This is a genomic window from Nostoc sp. (assembly GCF_036917455.1).
Taxonomy (GTDB): Bacteria; Cyanobacteriota; Cyanobacteriia; order Cyanobacteriales; family Nostocaceae; genus Nostoc.
Genome location: NZ_JBALDK010000251.1, coordinates 13,789 through 37,104, shown reverse-complemented (window position 1 = coordinate 37,104; position 23,316 = coordinate 13,789). Strand labels below are relative to the sequence as shown.

At 42.9% G+C, this 23,316-nt stretch carries 16 protein-coding genes; 6 read left to right on the top strand and 10 right to left on the bottom strand.

The features are described 5' to 3' along the window. Positions 1-37: 37 nt before the first annotated feature. The 5 genes from V7K42_RS27560 to V7K42_RS27540 form a co-directional block, all read right to left on the bottom strand. The gene (locus tag V7K42_RS27560; RefSeq protein WP_334920718.1) at positions 38-832 is read right to left on the bottom strand and encodes an SDR family oxidoreductase; all 795 of its coding nucleotides are present in this window, start codon (positions 830-832) and stop codon (positions 38-40) included. A gap of 13 nt (positions 833-845) precedes the next feature. Further along, positions 846-1,532, bottom strand: coding sequence for a cupin domain-containing protein (locus V7K42_RS27555; protein ID WP_334920716.1), 687 nt, complete (start codon positions 1,530-1,532; stop codon positions 846-848). Then, a complete protein-coding gene (locus V7K42_RS27550; protein ID WP_334920714.1) occupies positions 1,525-2,133 on the bottom strand; it encodes a LysR family transcriptional regulator in 609 nt (202 codons plus the stop codon). Before V7K42_RS27550 ends, V7K42_RS27555 begins: the two co-directional genes overlap by 8 nt. 142 nt (positions 2,134-2,275) lie before the next feature. After that, on the bottom strand, positions 2,276-7,030 hold the full coding sequence (locus V7K42_RS27545; protein WP_334920712.1) for an amino acid adenylation domain-containing protein: 4,755 nt from the start codon (positions 7,028-7,030) through the stop codon (positions 2,276-2,278). Next, positions 7,031-11,542: an SDR family NAD(P)-dependent oxidoreductase gene (locus tag V7K42_RS27540; RefSeq protein ID WP_334920710.1), complete on the bottom strand. Its 4,512-nt coding sequence runs from the start codon at positions 11,540-11,542 to the stop codon at positions 7,031-7,033. It lies immediately after the preceding gene. A gap of 721 nt (positions 11,543-12,263) precedes the next feature. Between V7K42_RS27540 and V7K42_RS27535 the strand changes: the two genes are divergently transcribed. From V7K42_RS27535 to V7K42_RS27525, 3 genes are all read left to right on the top strand, one after another. Continuing rightward, the gene (locus V7K42_RS27535) at positions 12,264-14,153 is read left to right on the top strand and encodes a transketolase (protein ID WP_334920708.1); all 1,890 of its coding nucleotides are present in this window, start codon (positions 12,264-12,266) and stop codon (positions 14,151-14,153) included. A gap of 356 nt (positions 14,154-14,509) precedes the next feature. Further along, positions 14,510-15,016, top strand: a complete 507-nt coding sequence (locus V7K42_RS27530; RefSeq protein ID WP_334920706.1) for an SRPBCC family protein — start codon at positions 14,510-14,512, stop codon at positions 15,014-15,016. 365 nt (positions 15,017-15,381) lie between these two features. Then, on the top strand, positions 15,382-16,587 hold the full coding sequence (locus V7K42_RS27525) for a zinc-dependent alcohol dehydrogenase (protein ID WP_334920704.1): 1,206 nt from the start codon (positions 15,382-15,384) through the stop codon (positions 16,585-16,587). Between the two features lie 388 nt (positions 16,588-16,975). Here V7K42_RS27525 and V7K42_RS27520 read toward each other — a convergent pair whose 3' ends face one another. Beyond that, positions 16,976-17,638, bottom strand: a complete 663-nt coding sequence (locus V7K42_RS27520) for a cadmium resistance transporter (protein WP_334920702.1) — start codon at positions 17,636-17,638, stop codon at positions 16,976-16,978. 130 nt (positions 17,639-17,768) lie between these two features. On the opposite strand from V7K42_RS27520, the gene V7K42_RS27515 reads away from it, so the two are divergent. Continuing rightward, a complete protein-coding gene (locus V7K42_RS27515; protein WP_334920700.1) occupies positions 17,769-18,479 on the top strand; it encodes a cadmium resistance transporter in 711 nt (236 codons plus the stop codon). Between the two features lie 69 nt (positions 18,480-18,548). Here V7K42_RS27515 and cysK read toward each other — a convergent pair whose 3' ends face one another. After that, positions 18,549-19,511: a cysteine synthase A gene (gene cysK / locus V7K42_RS27510; protein WP_334920698.1), complete on the bottom strand. Its 963-nt coding sequence runs from the start codon at positions 19,509-19,511 to the stop codon at positions 18,549-18,551. An 18-nt stretch (positions 19,512-19,529) separates the two neighbouring features. Next, entirely contained in the window at positions 19,530-20,000 is a 471-nt protein-coding gene (locus V7K42_RS27505; RefSeq protein ID WP_334920696.1) for an RrF2 family transcriptional regulator, read from the bottom strand. A 225-nt stretch (positions 20,001-20,225) separates the two neighbouring features. Between V7K42_RS27505 and cysE the strand changes: the two genes are divergently transcribed. Together cysE and V7K42_RS27495 are read left to right on the top strand one after the other, a co-directional pair. Further along, the gene (gene cysE / locus V7K42_RS27500) at positions 20,226-20,954 is read left to right on the top strand and encodes a serine O-acetyltransferase (protein ID WP_334920694.1); all 729 of its coding nucleotides are present in this window, start codon (positions 20,226-20,228) and stop codon (positions 20,952-20,954) included. A 489-nt stretch (positions 20,955-21,443) separates the two neighbouring features. Continuing rightward, complete coding sequence (locus tag V7K42_RS27495; protein ID WP_334920692.1) at positions 21,444-22,034, top strand: Crp/Fnr family transcriptional regulator; 591 nt, start codon at positions 21,444-21,446, stop codon at positions 22,032-22,034. Between the two features lie 6 nt (positions 22,035-22,040). Here V7K42_RS27495 and V7K42_RS27490 read toward each other — a convergent pair whose 3' ends face one another. Both V7K42_RS27490 and V7K42_RS27485 read right to left on the bottom strand, forming a co-directional pair. Next, positions 22,041-22,367 (bottom strand): NIL domain-containing protein, encoded by a 327-nt coding sequence (locus V7K42_RS27490; protein ID WP_334920690.1) that lies wholly within the window; start codon positions 22,365-22,367, stop codon positions 22,041-22,043. A gap of 22 nt (positions 22,368-22,389) precedes the next feature. Beyond that, the gene (locus tag V7K42_RS27485; protein WP_334920688.1) at positions 22,390-23,055 is read right to left on the bottom strand and encodes an NIL domain-containing protein; all 666 of its coding nucleotides are present in this window, start codon (positions 23,053-23,055) and stop codon (positions 22,390-22,392) included. Positions 23,056-23,316: the final 261 nt, after the last annotated feature.

The window sequence follows — 23,316 nt, the reverse complement described above, 5'->3', positions numbered from 1 at the left end:
TCTCTGCGCCTCTGCGGTTCATTTAAAAAAGTAATTGTTAAAAAGCAGAAGTTGACAATCCGCCATCTACTGGAATAGTAACACCCGTAATATAACTAGCACATTCTGACGCTAAAAAAGCAACCAAATTAGCAACTTCACTAGATAAACCACGACGACCAAGAGGAATCATCTTATTCGTTCCTTCGATGATTGAATCAACTGTCCGGCCTTCCTCTTGAGCGAATACTTCTAAATATTCTCGATGCCTTGGAGTATCAATCAAACCAGGATTTACACAGGTAACTAAAACATTCCACTTAGCAACTTGCGTCGCAACAGTTTTAGTAAAGTTGATTAATGAAGCATTCGCCACACCCGATTTAACCAGACGACTAGAAGGTTCTTTTCCTGATGTCCCAACAATATTTATAACGCGCCCCCATTGCTGATTTTTCATCGTCGGTAGCACTAAACTCGTCATACGAATATAGCCCATTAACTTACCTTCAAAGACAGTTAACCAATCTTCATCAGATAGATTTTCTACTGATTCATTAGAAAATGTAGCCCCTTCTGAATTATTGACCAATATATCAATTTTTCCAAATTGAGTGAGAGATTCTTGAACTAATTTTTGAGAATCACTTGCATTCTGAACATCAGCACAAATAGGAATAATTTTTGATTGCAACCCAACCAATTTTTGATAAGCTTGTTCTAATCGCTCGGAATCTCTTCCACAAATTATTAACTGACAACCTTCTGATGCTAGCTTTTGAGCAACGCTATAACCTATGCCAGCACTTGCTCCTGTCACTAAAGCTACTTTTTTAGTTAATCCTAAATCCATGATGAATATTCCTTTAGGAAGCAGTGAGTGCAGTATCATACAGAGTATCTTTAGCAGATAAAACAGAGCAATCTTTAATCAAAATTTCAATCAAACATACTGTCTCATTAGAAGAATTATATCCTCCATAAAGAATATCAGCAGGAGCATAATAAACACTACCAAATTCTAGCTGTTGCTGTTGCTCTGCCACTGCGATCGCCAATTTACCATTCAGGACTATTCCCATTGTTTCACTAGCAGATTGGCGAACTGGTATTATCCCTTTTGGAGGAATTTTGGTAATGAAAATATCAAACCATGATCCAATTACAGATTGACAATCGAAACCTGTAAATCCATATTGAGTGGGTGAGACTTTTAAAATAGCTTCCTCAGCTTCTTCAGAATTAGTGATGCGTTTCACATCAAATGCTAGCGCTGTTTCCTGAAAAGGGTTTATGGAACCATGAAGAACATTGGAGCCAGCTACATAAACTTGCTCAAATGGCTTGAGAATTTCTTTAGTCCCGTTGAGGTTAAATTCCAAACGTCCTGCAATTTGCATTCCAATTTGGCTTTCGGGATGTCGATGTAATTCAAAAGTAGCCCCTGGTGGAATAGAAGCTAATTGAACAACTGTGTCTTGACATTGAAATGCTATTAACTCTACATCAAAATTAATTTTTATGGTTTTTGGCTGAGGAAAATATTTAGACATGGTTCTCTGCCTTTTTTTTGTGGAAAATTGACCAACTCATCTCGATGTTTCCATAGATGGAAATAAATTCTAAATCGTAGGCTTTAACAGCATTCTCATTAGTAATAGCGAAGTCGGCTAAACCCTCCATTACCTGAATTGCTGAATCACTGGTAGAAGGAGACAAATCTACTTGTATTTGTGTTTGATCTTGATAATCTGGCAAGAGTTGTGTTAATAGAGGAAGAGGAGCAGGATGGGTAACAATTCTAGAGCCGTTGAAAACTACCTCTGTATTTTTTTTCTTAGCCAATCCATAAACTGGAGTAGGAAATATAAAAATAAAGCCTAGATCGATACTTTGCTCCATATAAAACTCATTAATTCGGTCGTAAGCATGAGGAACTAAAGCCAGATCCACCTTGTCTTGCAGCAAAGCTTCTTTAACATCTATAAAACTATCAAACAACTGAGTTGATACACTAAATTCTTCTGAGAGCAGATGGTTGGTTATATGCTTGGCAGCGTAGTCGCTACTAGTAGCAGTAGGCCCCAAAGTACCTATAACTAAATTTTTTGAAGGAGGGATACGGGGTTTAAATTCAATTTGAAATTCCAGCATAGTTTTTTCTAAGTAATCATCATGATATTTTTTTCTGGCAAGTTATTGGTAGCTTGGTTAGAGATAACCTCCTAAAATTTCGTTTGTTAGTAGAAAACCTTGTTAAAATAAAAACTGTGTTTCTAAATGTGGACGACTTTATTTAATTAATTTCTGCTAGCAGTTCGTCCAAAGCTTCTTGGCTAAACTCAACTTCCGGGAAATCAGAGGGAGTATAGCCACCTGCTTCTGGGGATAAGCAGTGGGTAATAATAGTTTCTAAAGCTTCTATATATTCATTAGCCAGATTTTCTACAGTGGCCCAAGAATGAAAATGCTCACTATATTGCCACTCTAATTTCAGCCTCCCTTCAACAACTAATCCATTTACAGTTAACAAATGGCGGCGCTGTCCTTTGGGGCTGTGAATGGAACCGCTAGACTCTTGGGCATATTTCCATCCCAGGGTTGCTAACTGTGTTTGATCGAATTGACCAAAGTAGTTAAAGCTCACCTCAGCTTGGGGGAACGCTTGTAATTTATCGCGATCGCTCTCATCCGGGCTAAGATAGCGCAAGATACCATAATCAATACCCCGGTTGGGAATCCGGCGCAGTTGCTCTTTTACCGACTTGAGAACCTCTCCGGGATCGTTGCGATCCTCAAGTTTTAAGAGAACGGGGAATATACTAGTAAACCAGCCTACCGTGCGGGACAAGTCCACATCTTCAAACAAGTCCTCTCGTCCGTGACCTTCTAAGTCAATCAGTAGGGAGTGAGAACCCGTCCAATGAGTGAATGTCTGCACTAACGCTGTCAGCAGCACATCATTAATTTGGGTGTTGTAAGCTCCAGGGACATCCTGCAACAGGGCGCGAGTCTGTTCTATACTCAGGTATACAGATACAATCTGACTAGAAGCGACAGTGTTATCTTGGACAACAGCAGCATAATCCAACGGTAAAGGAGCAATTGGGAACCGCATTGAGTCCAGCCAATAATTTAGCTGTGGATGCAGTTCTTGACTGCGGGCATAATCCTGCAATCGCATTGCCCAATCCTTAAAGGAAGTTGTTTTTGTAGGTAGTTGGATACTTTTGCCAACTTCTAATTGTTTGTATGCTTCAGATAAGTCTTCTAGCAAAATCCGCCACGAGATGCCATCGACAGCCAAGTGATGGATGACGATGAGTAAACGTCCAGGGGAACTGCCTAAGTTAAACAGAACGACCCGCATCAGCGGCCCATCTGCTAAGTTCAGCGTTCTTTGTGCTGCGTCTGCTCTGGCTGCGATCGCTTTTAACTGTTCTGCTGGGGGCAGATGTGATAAATCTGCAATACCCAACGATACTTCATTGCTGGCATCGCTGTTGTACTGCTGCCATTGCCCATCCTGCTGCACAAACCGCAGGCGTAAAGCATCGTGATGGCGCAGTAACTTTTGTAGTGCCTGCTCTAATAATTCCGGTTGCAAATTTGCGGGAACTTCTAGCAGGAAGGATTGGTTAAAGTGATGAGGTTCCGGCAGATTTTGCTCAAAGAACCAGTACGAAATTGGTGTTAGAGGGACAAGCCCTGTAACTAAACCTTGTTCTGATTTAACAGAATTAATTGTACCAGCAACAGCAGCTAATTCAGCAATTGTTTGGTGTTGAAATAATTGTTTGGGAGTAAGCTTTAGTCCAGATTGATTAGCTTTAGCGATAATTTGCATACTAATAATGGAATCTCCGCCCAATTCAAAGAAATTGTCGTGGATACCGACTTTTTTTAGGACTAAAACATCCCGCCAAATCTTTGCCAAGACTTCTTGAGTATGGGTGTGCGGGGAGACAAAGCCAGTAGATTCATCAAACTCGAACTCCGGTACTGGTAATGCCCGACGGTCTACCTTGCCGTTGGGGGTAATCGGCAAAACTTCTAGAACTGTGAAGGATGCAGGAACCATGTAACTGGGGAGCTTTGACTTGAGAAACTGGCGTAGCTCATTACTGGTTGGCTGTGTTGATTCTGGGATGATATATGCTGCCAAACTCTTCACCCCAGGTATATCAACTCTTGCGATCGCCACAGCATCGCGTACCTGGGGGTGTTGAGTCAAAATAGCCTCAATCTCGGAAAGTTCAATGCGGAAGCCGCGAATCTTAACTTGGTTATCAATCCGACCCAAGAATTCTATATTGCCATCGGCTTGGTAGCGAACTAAATCGCCTGTCCGATAAAGTCGTCCTTCAGGTGCGAAAGGGTTACGAATGAAGCGTTCTACTGTCAGGTCGGGACGATGGAGATAGCCCCGTGCCAAGCTTTCACCACTGATGTACAATTCTCCAGTTACACCAATGGGTACGGGTTGTAATCGGGAATCCAGTACATAAACTTGGGTATTTGCGATCGCCCGCCCGATCGCAGGTGATAAACAGGCTTGTTGTCTTTTCGGAACAGTCCCAGAGGTTGTAACTACAGTATTCTCTGTTGGCCCGTAATTATTCACCACCTCAAAGGGATGAGAATCTGAAGGATACTGATGAAGTTGATCCCCACCTGTGAGCAAAGTTCGCAAAGCAGCATTCGGTGGCCAATTTAATGACAGCATTTTCTCGACCATTGGCGTTGGTAAGAAGCTAATGGTGATTGCCTTTGATAACATCCAGTCTCGCAGTTGCTCAGGGTAAAGCCGGGTTTCATCATCGGGAAAGTGAATGCTAGCTCCCGCCGTCAGATAAGGCCAGATTTCCCAACCACAAGCGTCAAATGCTACTCCAGCAACTTGTGTTACTCGGTCAAGGGACGACACCGCAAAAGCTTGTTGATGCCAAAAGACGAGATTTAACAATCCTCGATGTTCAATTTGAACTCCTTTCGGTCTGCCGGTGGAGCCGGAGGTGTAAATCACATAAGCTAGATTGTCAGTTGTCGCTGTGTGAGATAAATTCTCTTTGCTGGTGCTGAAGTTTGCCCTGTTGCTATCCAGACAAACCACCTGCGCTTTATGTGGCGGTAGTGTTGGAACCAAATTTTCCTGAGTCAACAGCACCGATACCTGAGCATCTTCTAGCATGAAGGCCAAACGCTCTTGGGGATATGCCGGGTCAAGGGGTACATAAGCCCCGCCAGCTTTGAGAATACCCAGCAATCCTACTAGCATTAAGGGCGATCGCTCGACGCAAATTCCCACTAATATCTCTGCACCTACACCTAAAGTTTGCAGATAATGCGCTAACTGATTTGCGCGGAGGTTCAACTGTCGGTATGTAAGTGACTCATCCTCATAGACTACTGCGATCGCATAAGGTGTTTTTTCTACCTGCTCCTCAAACAACTCATGGATGCATTTGCTCTCAGGATAAGGCGTATAAGTATCATTCCATTCCACTAGCAACTGATGCCGCTCTTGCTGGTTCAACAGTGGTAATTCACCAATGGGTTGATTTGGATTAGCAATAATCGCTGCTAACAAAGTCTGGAAATGACTTGTCATCCTCGCAATGGTATCTGGTTCAAATAGATCGCTGTTATATTCCCACCAACCGATCAGTCCCTCTTTTGTGTCCCAAACTGCCAAGGTCAAATCAAATTGAGATGTTCCACGTTCTATAAATTGAGGAGTCATGGTCACATCAGGTAATTCTAATGTATCCAACAAGAAATTCTCTAAGACAAACACCACTTGGAATAGGGGATTGTAGCTGAGAGAACGTTCTGGTTGCAACGCTTCTACCACTTGTTCAAAGGGGACATCTTGGTGAGTGTAAGCGGATGTCGCAACTTGTCGCACTTGAGAGAGAAACTCACTAAAACTCGGATTTCCCTCGATTTGGTGACGCAGTACCAATGTATTGACAAAAAAACCAATCAATGGTTCTATTTCTCTGCGGTTGCGATTGGCAATGGGGCTACCAATGCAGATATCATCTTGACTACTGTAGCGAAACATTAAAACGACGAAAGCCGCCAGTAGGGTATGGAATAAGGTAGCTCCTGACTGTTGGCTGAAGATTTTGATTTGCTCGCTCAAATTCCGGTCAATTTGAAATTTTTGGGTAGCACCACAGAAAGTCTGAACGGCGGGGCGTGGTTTGTCTGTGGGTAGTTCTAATAAGGGTGGTGCGCCAGCTAACTGTTGCTTCCAGTAATTGAGTTGCTGTTTTTGAACTTCTTCGGTTAACCATTGTCGCTGCCAAACTGCAAAATCAGCATACTGAATAGGCAACTCAGCCAGGAGCAAAGGGGAATTAAGAGTAAAAGCTCGGTAGAGGCTGGATAACTCTTGGATGAATATCCCCATTGACCAGCCATCCGTGATGATATGGTGCATAATCAACACCAGCAGATGGGACTCTGACCCTAGCCGCAGTAAAGTGACCCGCGACAAAGGGCCATTATTCAAATCAAAAGGTTGCCGAGCTTCCTTTGTGACAATTTGTTGTACTTCTGATTCTTCTAAGCCTTGCAAATCGAGAGCTGGTATTGCCAACACCAAGTTAGGAGAAATTACCTGCAAGGGTTTTCCATCTACTGCTGGAAATGTTGTCCGTAAAATCTCGTGGCGGCGAATGATTTCGTTGATACTTTGCCCAATAACTTCTACGTTGAGTACACCTTGAACGCGCAGCTGGAAACCCTCGTTATAAAATGGGCTTTGGCTCTCTAATTGGTAGAGAAACCACATCCTCTGTTGAGCAAAGGATAAAGGCAACTCTTCAGAGCATTCTATAGATGGTATTGGCTCAAAGGAGGAGTCTGTCGCACTCTTAGCTTCTTCTAGAAAAGCCAGAATTTCTGATTTGCGCCCTAGCAGTTGGTTTTTGAGGTCTGGGTTCATCACTCCCTTGGGAGCGCGATAGTTTAACTGGCCGCCTTCCAGCCAAATTTTTATGCCTAAACTATTTAAATAAGATACAAATTCTATTATTGTCATTTATAATACCCCTCCCTCATATTCTTTTTCTGCATCATCCATAGCTACATTCCACTTGGTGACAACAGTTTGTAGCGCCTCAAGGCTTTCTCCCAAACCAGCTACGGTGGGGGATGCAAAAAAACGATTGGGCGACAATTCAATAGAAAAAGCCTCGCGCAACCGAGAAATGACTTGGAAGGCTAACAAAGAATTTCCTCCCAGTTGGAAGAAGTTGTCGTGAATGCCGATTTGGGGTATTTTCAAAACTTCTTCCCAGCTTTGAGCGATTTGCCTTTCCATTTCGTTTCGGGGAGCGATCGCTCTACGAGTCATCCCCCTAGCCAGTAAATCTCGATTGATTTCACCATTAGCGGTAAGGGGCATTTGTGATAGTTGCACGAAGTCACAGTTAACGGTTGTTGTGAAGCGATCGCACACTGTAAAATCTGATAACTCCGGCACGGTAGAACTGTTCTTCGTAGTGAAATAGGCAGTTAATTTCTGTAACCCTGGAAACTCAGAGGTAAAACGCCGAATTTTGGGATTGCTGCCATCTAAACCGACTATCAGCTGTGCTTGGTCATGATATAAACCAGTTAACAAAGAATATAATCCTTGTTGGAGGCTCATCTCATAAAAGCCTTGAGCGTGGGTGATTTCTTGCCTCTGATAACCTTTGTTGATCCCTGTGTCACGCCAAATTGTCCAAGCAAAGCAATAGCTGTGCAACTCACCAACAGAACGCTGGTATTGATTAAAGCTTTCCAAAAAGTTGTTAGCAGCAGCATAAGCAGCAATGGTGGCTCCACCAAAAAAACTCGCCAAAGACGAAAAGCTAATGAAAATCCCCTGCCCTTGCTTGTTCAATACCTGATGCAACACCCAAGCACCTAACACTTTAGGACGTAAAATTGCAGCTAAACTCTGTGGTGTTTCATCTACTAACATTTGTTCGTGGTAAGTTCCCGCCAGATGAATCACCCCATCTAACTGACTTCCCCAGTTAGCCTTGGCTTTTTCCACTACTTGTTGAACAGCTTGAAAGTCGCAGATATCTACCGTCTCATAAACCACCGCTCCCAGCTGCTTTAATTCTTGATAAGCTTTAATCTTGTCTGATATTGTTGCATCATTGGATGCAACATCTGTGGTTAATAGAGGAGTCCGACCTACTAATAATAATTTGGCATTAAAAAACTTAATTAGATATTTAGCAATTTCAACTGCAACACCCCCAAGCCCACCACTTATCAGATACATTCCCCCTGATTTAAAGGGAAGTTCTTGCTTGGGTTTGTCTTGCAGATTAACTTTTTCCAAACCTGCAACAAAACGCTGTCCATCCCGGTAAATAACCTCTTGATCTTTTGATAAAACCTGGAGTTCTTGTAGAAGATAGTTTCCATCCACCTGTATCGAATTTGGTGTCAAATCGATGTGACGACAATTTAACCAAGGTATTTCCTGGGGAATAGCTTTAATTACTCCCAAAACTGGAGATTTTTCATAAGCTATCTTGTCTGTTGTTTGTGTAGACTGGGTGTAGCTAGAAACAAACAATAACTGTATATCTTGAAAAATCTGAGTTTTTGCTAGGCATTGGACAAGAAACAATAAACTGTAAATTCCCTGTTCTTGGGCTTTTTCAAGAGCTTCTATGCTTTTGATTTCCCCGCTATACTCCTGATAATTCCACAGATGGAGAATCTGACCGATAGTCAGGTTATCTGCCTTTATAGCCTCAACCAATAGCTGATAATGGTCTGCGTTACCAGGAGTTAAACAGAAGTGATTGTGACTTTTTTTAGCAAAATCATAACCAGGTGAGACACACAGATATGGCACGTTTTGCTGTTCCAGTTGCTGACAAATAAATGTCCCCAATCCTAACTCGTCAAGGAATACTATAGTCAGACTATTTTGGGATAAAGTCTTCAAAAGGTTGGCTTGCTTAGGTCGCCAGATTTTTTGATAGAACCAATCAGGAATAGTGTTGGTATTATTTAGTAAAATATCGAATTGTTTAAGAATTGAGTTAAACTCACCTGCATGGAAGCGATCGCGAAGTTGCGATCGCTGGATTTTACCAATCACGGTTTTGGGAATATCTTCTTTAGGTAATAAAATTAAATAATCAGGATTGAAGCCGATTTTATTTACCACTGTCTGCCGAATTTCCTTCAGTAGCTCTAACAGTTTTGGTTCTTCTATAATCGGCGAGCTGAAGAAGATGGCTAGTTTCTCTGTTACGCCATCAACATTACAGACTGCACAAGCGGCGGTGTAAGAAACTTCAATTTCTGTAATTTCTTCAACTATTGCTTCAATTTCATGACTGTAGTAGTTAGCTCCATTGATGATGATTGTTTCCTTAGCGCGACCACTAACCACTAATTGTCTGTTAGCAATAAATCCTAAATCTCCAGTATCAAACCAGCCATCTTTTAAAAAGGATTGACTATTGGCATCGTGATTGTTGTAATATCCGGGAGAAACTGCATCACCTTTGACTTGCAAATGCCCTATGGTGTCTTCTCTTAATATAGAGTTTTGCTCGTCTACTATGCGAATGGTAATTCCTGGAATGACTGAGCCTAAATCGGTAAAAGTATTGTAATTTGGATGGTATATGTCTACTCGTTGAATAGTACCTTGGAATATAGATTTTTCTACCCTGTGAAACAACAAAGGTGCTTCCTTAATGGGCTGATAATATGTAATCCCCGAACCCATCTCTGCCATCCCAAAAGCTGGTCTAATTGCTGTTGCTTTTAGTCCATAAACAACTAAATTCTCTCGAAAATCCTCCACAGCTTTACTAGATACTGCTTCACCAGCTGTAAGTAGGAATTTCACGCACGATAAGTTCCAAGTCTGTTCTGGTTCTTGTTTGAGGGAGTCATTAACTATGGAGTATGCAAAGTTAGGGGCCCAACTATGAGTAATCCGGTATTTATGAATCAAATCCAACCAGTTGAGGATGCGACCCAAGATATATTCTTTTTGTGCATAAATCAGAGTACAACACAATATAACACCACGGATATGCCAGTCGGAAATGCTGCCAATGTGATCGAACGGCAGCCAATTTAAAACTATATCTTCTCGCTCGTGTTGATTGAGTTGGTTAGCTCCTCTGGCGCGAGCAATGAGATTTTTATGAGTCAATTGAACACATTTTGGTATTCCTGTACTGCCAGAAGTGAGGTTGAAAAGAGCTACTTCATCCGGTTGACTATGGTGATATTGTTTGCTGACAGGATTGGATTTTAATACTTCAATTGTGACTATCTTGAGGCGTTCTGTTGGTAGCCATTGCGATAGTAATTCTACTTCTTGTTTGAGAGCTTCCGTAGTTAAAATGACTGGACTATCTAAGAACTGCCAAATATGACAAAGCTTATCCACCACCTTGTTTGATTCTCTATAAGTCGGTGGTACTTCCATAATGACGGGTACAAAGCCTCCCAATAGGCAGCCCCAAAAAGCTGGAATAATGTCACAGCTAAGTTCTATCTGCAATATGACTTTGTTTTTTGGCTTGAGTCCCAACTTTCTCAAACCACTAAGAATTCGCTCTGCAACTTCAAGTAACTCAGCATAAGATTGGCGTAGTTCTGTTCCATCAGGTAACAGGTAAATAATTTCTCCACTTGCAACTTGTTGCGCGGCTTTTTGTAAAACTTCGGGCAAGGTAATAGGTGCATTGCGATCGCCTCCGGCGGGGCTTTGCCCATCGCTACGGAGAATATCGCCGTGGCTGATGGCAAGTGGCTTTGCCTCTAAGAACCGTTGTTGTGTATCGGTTGGGGAGTTTCTGGGAATTGGAGTAATGTTAGCGATGGGCAAAGCCCCGCCTTTGGCGATCGCACTTTTGTCTTGCCAACCTGGGATCAAATCTGACAAATGGAGTGGGAGAATCTTCTTTCTCAACTCCTGTACCACTACCACTGCCTGTTCAATTTTGTGATGAGAATTAAGTTGCTTTTCTACTTGCTCAATTAAACTTTCATCAATAATAGGAATGTTCATCAGAGCCAATTCGTCTACCTCTCCTGTAGCAGTTAAAGGTATCCCTTGAGTTTCGTCTAGCAAATCCTCCAAATGGACAGGAGGAACACTTCTAATAAACGGTTCAACAACCACTGCAACGCGCTCAATTTCTGACAATGACTCTAATTGCTCCTCTATGGGACGCATTAAGTTAGACTCAATAACTTCTAAATTAGCTAGAACAACTTTGTCTAACTGTCCTGTAACTCTTAGAGGAATGGTGGAAACTGGTACAAACGCTGTGGGTATCAATTCGCTAGGCAGAATTGTTTGCAGGTGAAACAACAATTGTTCTGGCGCAAATAAACCGGATGGAACTACATAGGCAACTAGCTCATGTTTTAGCTTTTGAGTTTGTCTCTCTATGACTACACAATCATCTACAGTTAAGCTTGACCAGATAGCAACTTCTGTTTCTCTATATATAAAATTTTTATTACTTGAATTTGCTAAAAGTTGGCTATTATTTAACTGCATTAGTTTCTATATCCTTCATAGGTTCCGCTATTTAGAAATGGAAATTAGTGTTAATTAAAACTAAAACTTATATTTATACTTAATCTACTATTTTTCTGTAATTCTAGTATAGATAATCTCAGCTTTATACAGAAAATGCAATAGCAGTTAAAACATTTTCATCGGACAGTTAAGACAGTTAAGACAGTTAAGACAGTTAAAAATATTTAAAATTTAATGAATAATAATTACTGGCGGGTGTCGCATAATATAGACTCAATACCTTAAAAGCTTGCCACAGTTGTTTTATAGGAAATACTAAGGGTTTCAAACTAACTTGCGAAATGTGGGTTTAAAAAAAAGAATTGTATCGAGACGCGTAGCGCAAGATACAAAGCAGTCCTTGCATCAATCCCGCGTTTTTAAACTTAGGTTCCCTATTTTTATAAGTATTCCTGATATATAATCTGTCTGCTGGTGAGATGAATTAAGAGAAAAAGTATTACACAATACAAAATTGTTGATAATTTCCTTTTTAGAAAAACTTTTTAGTTTACTGAGTGTGAATATTTACATTGGTAAATTAGTCATAATCGCCAAGTTTCATTCTTAATACTTTGGTGATTTCCCAAATCTATCCTCAGTAAGACGAACTCGTTATTCCTGCACTATAGGGTTAGCTCATATAGCCTGAACACCCACGGTTCACCGTCTTGTACTTCTACATCTTAAGGACACTGATATGGCAACCCAAACACACCTTGAGCAATGGCATAATCTGGCACAGCAGCTTCGTATTGATAGCATTCGCGCCACTTTAGAAGCTGGTTCCGGGCATTCCACTTCATCGATGTCGGCGGCTGATTTAGCAGCCGTTTTGATGGACAAATATCTTCACTACGATTTTGAGAACCCAAAACAACCGCAAAATGATCGCTTTGTTTTATCAAAGGGACATGCTGCACCATTACTTTATGCAATGTACAAGGCAGCTGGTATCATTTCTGATGAGGAATTACTATCGTTGCGAAAATTCGGGAGCCGTTTGCAGGGACATCCGGTTCCGATTTTGCCGTGGGTTGATGTAGCAACCGGATCGCTGGGGCAAGGAATTGGACAAGGCGTTGGGATGGCTTTAGCTGGAAAGTATTTAGATAAGCTACCCTACAAAGTTTGGGTATTAATGGGGGACAGTGAAACCGCAGAAGGATCAGTTTGGGAAGCATTTCACACTGCTGCATACTATAACTTGAACAATCTGATCGGCATGATTGATGTCAATCGACTGGGACAACGCGGACAAACCGAACTAGGTTGGAACACATATGCTTATGTGGAACGAGCACGCGGTTTTGGTTGGCACGCGATCGCGATTGATGGGCACGATCTCAATGCTATTGATCGCGCCTTTGGAGAAGCGGTAACGATTAGTGATCGTCCGACAGTGATTGTCGCCCAAACCATCAAAGGCAAAGGCTCCGAAGAGATTGAGAACATGAACGGCTGGCACGGTAAAGCCATGAAACGTGACCAAGCAGAACGGGCAATTGAGGAATTGGGAGGAAATCATAACATCACGATTAGGGTGAAAAAACCTGATATTCAAGCGCAACCTGCTTTGCTTGGCCTGGCTCAACCGTTGCAACTGCCTAGCTACGAAGAAGGCAAATCCATTTCGACGCGCAAAGCGTATGGTGAAGCACTGCGAGCGCTCGGCGCGGCTCATCCAGATGTGGTTGCACTCGATGCAGAAGTCAGTAACTCAACTTATGCAGAGGATTTTGCAAAAGTCTATCCTGATCGCTACTTTGAAATGTTCATTGCAGAACAGCAAATGGTAGCCAGTGCAGTCGGATTACAAGTGCGAAACTATAAACCCTTTGCGTCAACATTTGCAGCATTTCTAAGCCGTGCGTATGATTTTGTTCGCATGGCTGCCATTTCTCGCGCCGACATTAAGTTGGTCGGGTCTCATGCCGGAATCTCGATCGGCGAAGATGGTCCGTCACAAATGGCGCTCGAAGATCTGGCTTCATTCAGAGCAGTTTGGAACAGTACTGTACTGTATCCGTGTGATGGTAATCAAACTGCGAAACTCATGGAGCAGATGTATGATCGCGAAGGGATTGTTTATCTACGAACAACGCGGATGAACACGCCTGTGATCTACAGTGCAGATGAGTCGTTCCCGATTGGAGGGAGCAAAGTTGTGCGAAGTTCTGACCAAGATCAAATTACGATCGTAGGTGCTGGTGTCACGCTGCATGAAGCCCTCAAAGCCTATGACCGACTCAAAACCGAAAGTATTACTGCACGAGTGATCGATCTTTACTCGGTCAAACCGATCGACACCGAAACCCTGTATCAAGCAGCGCAAGACACAGACGGTAAATTAATTGTGGTTGAAGATCATTGGGTTGAAGGTGGATTAAGTGCCGCAGTGTCTCAAGCCTTTGTGGGAATAGAAACGCCCTCTTTCTACAATGGTCCTAAGCTGCAAGTTATTCAGTTAGCTGTGCGAGATATGCCGAGTTCGGGTCAGCCTGAAGAACTGTTGCACGCTGCCAAAATTGATGCAGATGCGATCGTCACTGCTGCAAAATCGATTATCAAGCAACCTGTTATCAGATAAACATGGGTTTGACCACAGGGCAAGGGCATCTTAACCCTATGCTTGTCACTTTCGGTAAGGTAATAATCTGTAACCCTTTCTGGGCAAGGGTTTTACCTCAAGAGCTTTGTTTGGAGTTTTGTCCACATTTGCGATCGCTAATCTCCTCACCAAATCTAAGTTTCATCATTTAGCCTCGATTTTTATATTTCCAGAGTGACAAAGGGTTGATTTCAGTGCGTTGGAGGAATCGGTGCAGAGGAGAGGGTTTACAGGTTTTACCTAAAAGATTATGAGGCAACTTGTAAGCACGACAGCTTATCAACAACACGAGACAGCATGAGTCAGCAAGATAATACCCTAATGAGACAATTGTTATGAATCAACGCATTAAGGTTGAAAAAACTGTCACGATCAACAAGCCAGCAGAAGAACTTTACCGCTTCTGGCATAACTTTGAGAACTTGCCCAGTTTTACAAAGCATATCAAAGACGTGAAAGTATATAACGACAAGCGAGAGTCCTCTGGACACGCTACGCGAACGCACTGGATAATTAGCGCACCCTTAGGCACAAGTGTTGAATGGGATGCAGACATTATTGAAGATCGCGAAAACGAATTGATTAGTTGGACTTCAGTTGAAGGCGCAGATATTGCGAACTCAGGGTCTGTCCACTTCAAGCCAGCACTGAACGATCGCGGCACTGAGGTGAAAGTCGTCACAGAATACGACCCACCAGGTGGACTAATAGGAGATGCGATCGCCAAACTCTTTGGTGAATCACCCGAACAGCAGCTAGGAGATGATTTACACCGCTTCAAAATGCTGATGGAAACGGGCGAGATTGCGACAACAGAAGGTCAACCAAAGGGGAAAGGATAAATATTCAATCCAACTCCCCTGCATTTCTCACAAGCTTGAGGGGCAGAGGGGCAGGGGAGCAGAGGGGCAGAGGAGAGGGTTTACAGGTTTTACCTAAAAGATTATGAGGGGAATGGCACTAAGTTAAGCTGAAGAGTATGCAGCGTAAGGATTGCAGAGGGGCAGGGGGCAAGGGTGCAGAGGGGAATTTCTAAATATCCGTTACCTAAAACTTCTTCTTTCTCCCCTGCTCCTCTGCTCCCCTGCTCCCCTGCTCCCCTGCTCCCCTGCTCAAGCGCAGGCTTAATCGAGATGTGGTGAGAAATCCGGGATCTGTAAATAGATTTCACATTTGACGAACAACTTCACTTTAGGAAACTTAAGTAATGAAAGCAGTTTGTTGGCAAGGGACGAACAAGGTTGAGGTTGAAACCGTACCCGATCCCAAAATCATTAATCCGCGTGATGCGATTGTGAAAATCACGTCAACGGCGATCTGTGGTTCTGATTTACATTTGTATAACGGCTACAACCCCACGATGAAACCGGGCGACATCTTGGGGCATGAATTCATGGGAGAGATCGTTGAATTAGGCAGTGCTTTTAAAAATGGAAATATCCATAACAAAGGCAAAGCTCTTGCCATCGGCGATCGCGTCGTTGTCCCCTTTACGATTTCCTGCGGCTCTTGTTTCTTCTGCAATCGGGATTTATGGTCGCTATGCGATAACTCTAACCCGAATGCTTGGATGGCAGAAAAAATGATGGGTTATTCCCCATCGGGTCTTTTCGGCTACTCCCATTTAACGGGTGGTTACGCAGGAGGTCAAGCGGAATATGCCCGCGTTCCCTTTGCCGATGTCGGGTTATTTAAGATTCCCGATGGACTGGCTGATGAACAAGTCCTGTTTTTCACTGATATTTTCCCTACTGGTTATATGGCAGCCGAAAATTGTGATATCCAACCAGGGGATACGGTGGCAATTTGGGGTTGTGGCCCAGTTGGGCAGTTTGCCATTAGAAGTGCCTTCATGCTGGGTGCTGGGCGTGTCATTGCCATTGATCGCGTTCCCGAAAGGCTCCAGATGGCTTCATCTGGTGGAGCAGAAATTTTGAACTATGAAGAAATCGAGGTGGGTGAAGCCCTCAAAGAAATGACTGGGGGAATAGGGCCCGATTCCGTTATGGATGCAGTGGGAATGGAAGCTCACGGCATGGGTTTGGAAGGTTTCTATGACTTGGCGATGCAAGCGGTGCGACTGGAAACCGATCGCCCCAATGTATTGCGTCAAGCGATCGTTGCCTGTCGTAAAGGCGGCACAGTGTCGGTTCCCGGTGTTTACACGGGCTTTGTAGACAAGATGCCGATGGGTGCTTTTATGAACAAAGGCTTAACCATGAAAACAGGACAGACGCACGTGCATCGATATTTGCAAAGGCTACTCGATCACGTTCAAAACGGCGATATTGACCCCTCGTTTGTAATTACCCACAGTCTGCCGCTAGAGCAAGCTCCTCACGGCTACAAAATCTTCAAAGACAAGAAAGACAATTGCATCAAGGTTGTCCTCAAGCCTGGTCAGACTGCATAAAACCGACAGCAAGGCTCTGAGGCTACCTTTGAGTTTTAATGCGATCGCTCGCCATGAAAACTTAGCAAGTATAAAGTACTCCCGCATTTCTCACAAGCTTGAGGGGAAGGAGGGGCAGAGGGGAAAGAATTTGGTATTTGAACTCTCCCCTGCTCCTGGGAGCAATGCGATTTTGTGAGCAGGGGGAGCAGGGGGAGCAGGGGAAGAGAAAGAAATAAGTGTATTTATAGCTATAAAGAAAGTTTTCTCTTCACTCCCCCTGCTCCCCCTGCTCCCCCTGCCTCCCCTGCTCTTTTCACGAGGATCTCACTTTTTCGCGTTGCTCCCCTGCTCCCCTGCTCCCCTGCTCAAGCGCAGGCTTAATGGACTTTTCAATACGCAATATTGATTAACTTTTTACCCAAGGCAGTAGAGTGAATGTACCTCGCTCATACATAATGAATAGACCCAAGCCAATTAACACAAAAGGTACGACAGCTTGACCGTAGCGACTTAAAATATTAGCAATGGTCGGTTGAAGGCTTAAAAAATAAGCGATCGCACACCAAACCCCTACCATGATAAAAAATATACTTAAAATTACCCCCAAGCTGGCAAGATTATGACCAGCGAATAAGGGGATATATATACTAATATTGTCACCACCGTTAGCGATCGTTACTGCTGCCACTTTATAGGTTTGGGGGTGCAAAACACTCAAAATAAAAGCCAATACTGGGTTAGTAGGTGCAGACTGACTAAAATCACTACTGACTGTCTGAACTGTTGCAGTTTCTTCTTTTTTATATACTAATTGTTGAAGACCAATGGCTATTGGTAGCAGTCCTAGCAATCCTATCCATTCTCGCTGTACGACTAATCCACCAAAAAATCCTGGTAAGCTAGCGATGATAATGGTTGTAAAACCCAGATATTGACCAAGTATGATATGCCGCCGTCGAAAAGTACCATTTACCTGTGTAAAAAATATTAACAAGATAATGATGTCATCTATGTTAGTGGCTATGAAGGCAATTATCCCTTCACTGAAGACTGTCCCTAACTTACTCATGCTGGATTTTCAGAACCTATGATTTACCACCATACTAAATTAACCTTTCAAGTAATTGAACTATACTACTTCCTACTCCCCATTTGCCATCTCATTCGCGATCTAAATAGCTGAAAACTGCTCTAAATATATGAACGAATTAGTTACTGCAATTACTACAGGGGCAATTGCGTTCATTGCCACTAATATTGATGATATTGTAATTTTATTGTTGTTTTTTTCGCGAATAAATGCTAGCTTTCGCCCCCGGCATATAGTTGCTGGACAGTTTCTAGGCTTTACAGTTCTGTTAATTCTTAGTCTTCCTGGTTTATTTGGTGGGTTAGTTTTATCCAAAAACTGGATTGGATTACTTGGTTTACTACCAATGTCTATAGGTATCAGTAGCTTAGTGAATCGGGAAGAAGATTCTTCACTTGAAGTTGTTGCGGTAACAGAAGAAACTGAAGAATCAACAATTGATAGTTTTTTTTCTCCCCAAGCTTATAGTGTGGCAGCCGTTACAATTGCCAATGGTAGCGATAATATTAGTGTTTACGTGCCTTTATTTGCTAGCAGCAACTTAGAGAGTTTTGTGGTAATTATCGGATTATTCTTTCTATTATTAGGAATTTGGTGTTATGCGGCATACAAATTAACTAATTACAGAGTAATAGCTGATGTACTGACTCGCTATATTAATAATTTTGTGCCTTTTATTCTGATAGGATTAGGTGCTTTTATTGTATTAGAAAGTCAAGCTTTGAGCTTGATAAAGCTAGGTGCTAGTTGTTTATGTTTAATGATTTTGGTGAAAAATAATCAAGGTGCTGATGAAATTGGCGAAAATTCTAGTAGATAACCAAGCTAATTTTAGATTTTGATTTGGATGAAAAATCTCAAATACAAAATCTAAAATTGGGATGCGGAATTAAACTTTACTCAACCACTCATTCTCTTCTGGGTCTTTGAACAGTGAGGTGCTGAGGTAACGTTCGCCGAAGCTAGGCTGGATCATCACAATTAGGCGACCTTCGTTTTCTGGCCGTTGTGCTACTTGAATAGCTGCATATAAAGCAGCACCAGTAGAAATCCCCGATAACAATCCTTCTTCTTTAGCTAGGCGACGGCTGTAAGCGATCGCTTGCTCATCCGCTACCTGAATTACTTCATCCACCACATCTGAACGGTAAATTGCTGGGACAAATCCCGCGCCGATACCCTGAATTTTGTGAGGGCCTGATTTACCACCTGTTAATACTGGACTGTTGCTTGGTTCAACTGCGATCGCTTGAAAACTTGGCTTCCGTCCTTTAATAACTTCTGCAACTCCCGTAATCGTCCCCCCAGTACCCACTCCCGCTATCAAAATATCCACCTCTCCATCGGTATCATTCCAGATTTCTTCTGCGGTGGTTTCGGCGTGAATTTTTGGGTTAGCTGGGTTGCGGAATTGCTGCAACATATAAGCATTGGGCGTTTTAGCTACAATCTCCTCTGCATGAGCGATCGCTCCTCGCATCCCTTCTACCCCTGGCGTTAACTCTACTTGAGCGCCATAAGCTTTGAGCATTGATCGTCTTTCGTGGCTCATTGTGTCAGGCATGGTTAGAATGAGATGGTACCCCTTAGCGGCCGCCACCATCGCTAGCGCAATTCCTGTATTTCCAGAAGTCGGCTCTACTAAAACAGTTTTTCCGGGGTGAATCAAGCCTGCAACTTCTGCCACTTCCACCATACTCGCGCCAATCCGATCTTTCACAGAAGATGCTGGATTCATGCTTTCTAGCTTCACCACAATCCGAGCAACCGCTCCTGAAGCTTGGGGAATTTTGTTTAATTGAACTAAAGGAGTTCGTCCGATTAACTCTGTGATATCTTTCGCTATCCGCATGTTACTACTCCGTCGTGTCTAAATATAATACATCGGGCTTTGCTGGGCGCGAGTTTCTCTTTCCTCGCACAAGTCTTGGAGTGTATACCTACCCAACACTTCAATTGAAGCAGCGTTAGCTTGCTCCCAAACTTCATAAACCAGAGTCTTTTCTAAAGTCGGAGAGTCAGAAGTATCTTTCTCTTTCCGCTCGCCTTCGACTAAAGTGACAATTTCTAGCAGTGTAATCTGCCAAGGTTCACGAGCTAAAATAAAACCTCCTTTAGAGCCGCGTTGACTCTGCACCACACCAGCACGCCGGAGGTTGGTCAAAATTTGTTCCAGGTAGCGTTCAGGTATGGGTTGTTTGGTAGCGATCTCGCTCATGGTTAGAGGAAGTTTTTTTCTGTGGTGGCTTGCCAGCTCTAAGAGGGCTAGCAGCGCGTATTCCACTTTGGAAGACAAATCCAAGAGAGCGTAGTTTTGGCTATTCAAGACTGTACTCAACATACTACGGTGAATTGGGGGACTTATCGCAGTTTATGCGAAATTAATTTTTTCAAAGTGGGGAATGTGATAGCATCCCATTTACTACTCACAAAATCACTATATCCTATCGACTTACCGTAGATTTTGAACTTATATAATTCCCATAAATGACTCGCTCTTTTTGTGGGAATTATCCTGAGTTTCTGTTTTCAGAGCCTCATTTACCAACTAAAATTCCAACAGAGTATGCTACTAACTGATTTGCGAACCATTTTTGAGCGTGACCCAGCAGCGCGTAACTGGCTAGAAGTATTGTTTTGTTATCCTGGACTCCAAGCCCTAGTGTTTCATAGATTGGCACACTGGCTGTATAAAATTGGAATTCCCTTTATACCTCGCTTCATCTCTCATATTAGTAGATTTTTAACTGGGATTGAAATCCATCCTGGGGCATTAATCGGGCAGGGAGTGTTTATTGACCACGGTATGGGAGTTGTGATTGGTGAAACTGCGATCGTGGGCGATAGTGCCCTAATTTATCAGGGTGTCACTCTTGGCGGGACTGGGAAAGAAAGCGGCAAACGCCATCCAACTTTAGGCTCTCATGTAGTTGTGGGAGCGGGTGCAAAGGTATTGGGAAATATTCAAATTGGCGATCGCGTTCGGATTGGAGCCGGTTCTGTGGTGCTGCGAGATGTACCCAGTAACACTACGGTAGTTGGGATTCCAGGGCGCGTGACTCGTCAGAACAACTTGTCTACCAATGTTCTGGATCATGATAAAGTCCGCGACGTAGAAGCTGAAGTCATCCGCGCTTTATTTGAACGGGTTAAAGCTCTAGAGAAACAATTCGAGGAGTTGCAAGATCAATCAAGTTTGTCCCCAACTGAGCTTGGCGACGAACAAACCCATAACCCTAAGAGTAATAAGTCTGATGGGATGATTGAAGATTTTCTTGATGGTGCAGGAATTTAATTTTGGGGATTGGGTATTACCCGAATTTCTCACCACATCTCGATTAAGCCTACGCTTGAGTAGGGGAGCGGGGGAGTAGGGGGGCAGGGGGAGCAGGGGAGGCAGGGGAGGCAGGGGGAGCAGAGGAGCAGAGGAGCAGAGGAGCAGGGGAGCAGAGGAGAGTTCAAATACCAAGTTCTTTCCCCTCTGCCCATCCTTCGCCTCAAGCTTGTGAGAAATGCGAGTATTAGTTTTTTCTTCCCCTGCTTCCCCTGCTTCCCCTGCTTCCCTGCTTCCCTGCCTCCCCTGCTCCCCCTGCTCCCCCTGCTTCCCCTGCTCCCCCTGCTTCCCCTGCTTCCCCTGCTCCCCCTGCTTCCCCTGCTTCCCCTGCTCCCCTGCTCCCCCTGCTCCCCCCGCTCCCCGCTCCCCTCTTTCAAATGTCCAGATGCTCTTAGAACCTGATATAAATATAATACTACGGTTAATTTATCGGAGAATAGTGATATAGTTATGGTATCTTTATATGCAAATTTAACTAGTTTAAACAGTAATAATACTAGAGAAATTTTTGCCCGAAGATCGTTTTTGCCAGAGCATCGAAATGGACTTTGGAAAATTGAAACGGGTTTTGTCAGGACTTTTACCTATTTGGAAGATGGCACAACCGTTGCTTTGGGATTATGGGGCCCTGGAGATATCGTTGGTAAGTCTTTGTCAAAATTAGAACCTTATCAGATGGAATGCCTAACTAAAGTGGAGGCAATAGTCTTACCTTTAGAGGAGTGGACTCAACTAACAGATACTCTACTTGCTCATATCCAACAGGCTCAAGAATTGATGGTTATTCGTAGCCATAAAAAAGTTGATACCATGCTAATCAAGCTGTTGGCATGGTTATCCAAAAAGTTTGGTTCAGAAGTTGAGAAGGGACGTTTAATAGATATGCGTCTGACTCACGAAGACTTGGCGGAAATGCTCGGTTCAACTCGTGTTACTATAACTCGTGTTCTTGGTCAGTTTGAGCAAGAGGGTTTGATTAATCGTCTTTCCCTACATCGAATTGTGCTGCAAAAAGAAGAAATTTGGTACTACGAAATTTAGATTATTTCAACAAAACCAGCTATCGCCGTCTGCATTCGGCTTGCCCACAATTTTCAGATTCAATGATTCCAGGTAAGCCAAACCGCTAGAGATTTGTGACACTGTTCCCCGTAATTCAATGTCAAAGCATCCTTCTCCATCTGTATTTGGTTGTAGCATTGCTTTGGTAATATTAACTACTAAACCGTAAGCAGAAATTAACTGTGAAATTACAGGCGCTTGCAGATAGCATTTAGGAATATGTATCCGCAGACGAATCTGAGTGACTTGGCTTTTTTTATAGACTGAAGAAACCAGTGATAATCTGGTTTTACGGTTATTTAGTGTTGCCATTGGATAGTGATAATTTTATCAATTAGCGTAGGCGTAGCCCGTCGTAGATATCGCTATAAACACTAGACAAATCCAACCAAATCGGTAGCCCGAGTTTTTCTAAATAACTTAGGCTTGAGTAAAGTTGCTTAGTTCTCCCCCACAAATCTAAGTCAAACCAGCCATCATCTTCCGTATCAGGTTGAAGTGTAGCACTGGTAATATTTACTGTGAGTCCATAACGAGAAACTAACTCAGAAATCACCGGCTCTTTGTAATAAGATTTTAAGACGCACAGTTGCAAGCGCAATCGATTGGTTTGACCCAGAGAAATCCATTGCTGGAATTGTTCTTGCCATTGATTTGTCAGCCATGTAGAGTCTTTAGGACTCAGTTTGCTAGCTGGATTTGGAAAAGGTAAAGGGTGCTGGTTTGGTTGAATGTGGTTAGCGACCGCTAATTCCAGTAAATTCACTCCCAATCCCTGCAAGTAAGATAGGCTATTTGTCAGTTTTTGGGGATTTCCCGAAAGTTCCAAATCAAACCAGCCATCGCTGTGACTATCCGATGTCAGGGATGCAGCTTTGATATTGACGGTTAAACCATAACGAGACACCAGTCGGGAAATTACAGGTTGCCTGTGATATTTCTGAGGCACGAGAATCCGACTGTGGATTGAAGCAGGTTCTACAAATTTACTCTGAGACATCAGATTAATTCCCCATAGCGATGCCTTTCCTTGAATGTCAGCCTCATAGAGATTTTCATATTCTGGCTTCTGTTAAACTACGGTAACACTATCGTTTTAATGCACTTATCTGTTATGTAAAGGACGGTATCACAAAGTTTGCAAAAAAACAATCAGGAAATTAACGTAAATTATGCTGGCTTTACGTAGACCAACTTGAGGTTAAAGCGGTAGTACATAAATTTGACATATTAATAACATCAAATTGACATCAACTAAATT